The sequence below is a fragment of the Okeania sp. SIO3B5 genome, assembly GCF_010692555.1.
Lineage (GTDB): Bacteria > Cyanobacteriota > Cyanobacteriia > Cyanobacteriales > Microcoleaceae > Okeania.
The window spans coordinates 1-3,520 of record NZ_JAAHHG010000753.1 but is presented as its reverse complement, the minus strand read 5'-3'; the positions used below and the strand labels follow the sequence as shown (position 1 = coordinate 3,520).

Annotated in this window: 6 protein-coding genes; 5 read left to right on the top strand and 1 reads right to left on the bottom strand. The window is 40.0% G+C overall.

Going from position 1 to position 3,520, the window contains the following annotated elements; all coding sequences use genetic code 11:
• On the bottom strand, nucleotides 1-1,081 hold a 1,081-nt coding region (locus F6K54_RS41965), incomplete at its 3' end, for an NFACT family protein (protein WP_293090415.1).
• A 92-nt stretch (nucleotides 1,082-1,173) separates the two neighbouring features.
• On the opposite strand from F6K54_RS41965, the gene F6K54_RS41960 reads away from it, so the two are divergent.
• From F6K54_RS41960 to F6K54_RS41940, 5 genes are all read left to right on the top strand, one after another.
• Nucleotides 1,174-1,311, top strand: a complete 138-nt coding sequence (locus tag F6K54_RS41960; RefSeq protein WP_293090416.1) for a hypothetical protein — start codon at nucleotides 1,174-1,176, stop codon at nucleotides 1,309-1,311.
• Nucleotides 1,268-1,423, top strand: coding sequence for a zinc ribbon domain-containing protein (locus F6K54_RS43940; protein ID WP_375342036.1), 156 nt, complete (start codon nucleotides 1,268-1,270; stop codon nucleotides 1,421-1,423). Before F6K54_RS41960 ends, F6K54_RS43940 begins: the two co-directional genes overlap by 44 nt.
• A 471-nt stretch (nucleotides 1,424-1,894) precedes the next feature.
• A complete protein-coding gene (gene remA / locus F6K54_RS41950; protein WP_293090414.1) occupies nucleotides 1,895-2,155 on the top strand; it encodes an extracellular matrix/biofilm regulator RemA in 261 nt (86 codons plus the stop codon).
• Between the two features lie 86 nt (nucleotides 2,156-2,241).
• Nucleotides 2,242-2,793, top strand: a complete 552-nt coding sequence (gmk, locus tag F6K54_RS41945; RefSeq protein WP_293090413.1) for a guanylate kinase — start codon at nucleotides 2,242-2,244, stop codon at nucleotides 2,791-2,793.
• Between the two features lie 371 nt (nucleotides 2,794-3,164).
• Nucleotides 3,165-3,308, top strand: a complete 144-nt coding sequence (locus F6K54_RS41940) for a hypothetical protein (protein ID WP_293090412.1) — start codon at nucleotides 3,165-3,167, stop codon at nucleotides 3,306-3,308.
• Nucleotides 3,309-3,520: the final 212 nt, after the last annotated feature.

Genomic DNA, 3,520 nt, shown 5'->3' with positions numbered 1-3,520 from the left:
TGACCATCGGTTCCCCCGTTTCAAAGTCACAGAGAGTAATAGCCTTCATCCCCGGTCGCCATTCGTGGAGGTTGGCCATAAGTAAATCAGCTTGCGATCGCAAAAATTCTGCCCCATCCGACTGGTCTAACCGTTCCGTAAAAGTATCAGCCTTTAGCTGTAACTTAGCCGTAATATTTTTAAGTTTTTGGCTAATTTGATGATATAGTTGACTAAACTCTTGCTGATTCAGCTGTCCAGTATAATAATCATTCAGTAATTCCTGGACAGTATCAACAGATTCTACACTTAACCAACCTGTTACAGTATATCCATTCCCTGTCCAACCGGGATAAAATTTGGAATGCTCCAGATTATTTAACCATTCTTGCCAACTTTTAAATAATTTTTGCCAGTCCGAAGCACTAAGGTCATTAGTAGACTTTTGAGGGTCTAGTCCTGAAGCTTCAATCATTGGCTGTACTAAAGCCTTACTGAGGCCACGGTAATTTTTAATTAAATTTCGCCACAATACACCAGGTATTAAACTAATCCTTTCTTGCCATTGCTGTTGCGTTTCTTGCAAACTAGGAATAGGGTTAGTCAGAGAAGGGGGAAGTTCATAAGGTTGACCAGTTTGAATTTGACGAAGACTAGACTGTTGACTATTCACTTGATGGGCACAGGTAACAACCAGATTATCCGCAGTAGTCAGGATAACATTGCTGTACTTGGTCATAACTTCCACATAAAGATGCCATAGAGGTGCTTCTCCAGGACGTTTCGCAAATTGGAAGTCCAGTACCCTCTCCCAAGGAGAAACTTCAACAATAGCTATTAAAGCTAGTCCCCCTAGTTGGTGTCGTAATTGTTGACTAAAAGTAAAAGTATCAGGGGCGCGAGGTGGAGGATCGCTGATACAAATACGGGCCCCTTGGGGATGCCAGGAAATGTCCAACCAACCACGTTTTTTAAGAGTTCGCAGAGCAATAGTAATAGTAAAGCGATCGCGCTGATATACCTGTTCTAAACGTGCTGGTAGCCATTTAGCACAGAGTTCAGAACATGAAGCAATGAGAGTTGTATAGTCAACAGGTTGCACAGTTAGCTTTAAGTTAAAAATTAAAAGTGAAAAAACATTATGATATAAATTTAGCTGAATCGCCGAGAAGCCTCACACCATAATATGCAGATTTGGTGGATGAATCGGCTAACGATGCTGGATGGGGACAATTCCTAACTATTTTGACTGTCAAAGCCGTTAGCGCAGCTCCTCCGCAGGAGGCAAATGCTGGAGGTGAAAACCATAGCAGTGAACCCCAAAAATACTAGCCAAGACTGCTCAAATTGTGGGGAAAAAGTCGATAAAGAATTAAACATACGAACTCATTCTGGCCCGCACTGCGGTATTGTAATAGACCGCGACTTGTTTGCGTTTGCGTAGCATCCCGTAGGGAAGCATGACCTAGGAAATGCAGCGATAAATATCAAAAATAGGGCGACAGGGCATTCCGTTCTTAAAGCACGCGCGTGCCTGATGCGCAGGGCTACGAAACGAGAAGCCCACACTAATAGCGCCAGCTTAGTGTGGGAGTATGCCACACTTGAGGTAAAAGCCTGATTTAATGAATAAAGATTTTTATGTGCTTTCTTCTTATAGCAGATTCCTCACATAAGAAGTACAGAGATTAACTATTAAATGTTCCCAGTGCGGGCATCTTTATCCGCTTCAGGGTATACCTCACCCTTGGTGGAATCTGCTGTACATAGTAGTCTAAGGAAAGAGCACGGACATATAAAAAGCTTAAATTCAGACAACGCAAAATTTGTCCTTCTTACTTCTTCCTTCTTCCTTCTTACTTCTTCCTGCTGCTATAACTGAAAAACTTTGTATATATGAGTTGCATAATCTTTCATGGATATCCAGTTAATTAATATTGGTTTTGGTAATATAGTTTCTGCGAATAGAGTCGTTGCAATTGTTAGTCCAGAGTCTGCCCCTATCAAGCGAATGATTAGCGATGGCAAGGAAAGAGGCCAATTAATTGATGCTACTTATGGTCGGCGTACCAGGGCAGTGATTATTACAGATTCTAATCATATTATTCTTTCAGCAATTCAGCCTGAAACAGTGGCACATCGATTTATATTTAACAATAGCAATAAGGATAGTTAATTGTAGTAATTAATGTTTAATTTTGCAGAATTTGTTATTAATAACTAAAAGTTTAGTTATACTCGCTTGTACTGCGATAAAAATTTATGCAAACTGGTAAATTAATTGTTTTAACAGGACCTAGTGGTGTAGGTAAGGGGACTTTGGTAAAATCTCTCCTACAACGTCATCCAGAATTAGTTTTATCTATTTCTATGACTACCCGTTGTCCTCGGCCTGGAGAAGTAGAAGGAGAAAACTATTACTTTGTAGACCGCGATAAATTTCAACAAATGATTGAAACTAAAGATTTATTAGAATGGGCTGAGTTTGCAGGTAATTTTTATGGTACGCCACGTTTGCCAGTTATTGAAAATATTAAACAAGGTAAATTAGTATTACTGGAGATTGAGGTACAAGGGGCAAGACAAATTAAACAGACTTTTCCAGAAGCATTGCGTATTTTTATTTTACCTCCTTCTATGACTGAATTGGAAAAAAGATTGCGGGGTAGAGGACATGATTCGGAAGAGGCGATCGTCAAGCGTCTAGAAAGGGCAATTAAAGAGGTGGAAGCTGCAGAAGAGTTTGATGTGCAACTAATTAATGATAACTTGGAAGTGGCTTTACAAAGTTTAGAAAAAGTATTGTTTGACTGAAATTATAGGGAGTAGTTCAACAATTAATAATTAATAATTAGGGTTTGCGTATGGAAAGTCTTTTTGCTGGGGTAGGCAGTAGGCAGTAGTTAGGATGTAGAATAAATGGGAATTACAGAGTCAGTGGCAAAAACAATAGTAAGAGTGATTTTTCGGCTTTTGCTATCCGAAAATCCTCACTTTTGTAACCTGCGCTTCTGAAAAGCTCATACTTTTTCCAGGCATAAAAAGCCTCCAACCAACATCAGTCAATTCGACTAAGAGAAAATAAAGTTCAATATTTCAATTCACTTTACTTTCCTAGGTCATGCTGCGCAAACAGGCAGAGGTACTGATAACTGATAACTGATAACTGATAACTGATAACTGAAATGACTCCCTACAAATATGATATGATTTACCGAAAAATTGGGTTTAAAGCCTCGCCCATAAGCGGGCGACTTTCTATACTATGCTATAATGAAATTGGTTCTATACCCACCTTGTCTCATAAATACTGTAGAAAAGAAGATTAGGTCGAAATTCCTTCAGTTGAGAGCAGAACAAGGGAAGCTTTCAGGTCAATGAGCAGCTCAAACTTGAAGGCACAGACAAGCATCTATAAGAATTCTTGATAGATAAGTCGCGGGAGGGCATTCTGAGACTCGTGCGCGGACGTGGAGGCAAGTGTAAGACTACCGTCAAGGTAGCAGCAGCCGGTGAGACGTCAACTCGCTGAAGAGCTACG

Bases quoted from the DNA above. Each gene is read 5' to 3' on its own strand.
- F6K54_RS43940 (WP_375342036.1), top strand. From the start codon at position 1,268: ATGCTGGAGGTGAAAACCATAGCAGTGAACCCCAAAAATACTAGCCAA.
- remA (WP_293090414.1), top strand. From the start codon at position 1,895: ATGGATATCCAGTTAATTAATATTGGTTTTGGTAATATAGTTTCTGCG.
- gmk (WP_293090413.1), top strand. From the start codon at position 2,242: ATGCAAACTGGTAAATTAATTGTTTTAACAGGACCTAGTGGTGTAGGT.
- F6K54_RS41940 (WP_293090412.1), top strand. From the start codon at position 3,165: ATGACTCCCTACAAATATGATATGATTTACCGAAAAATTGGGTTTAAA.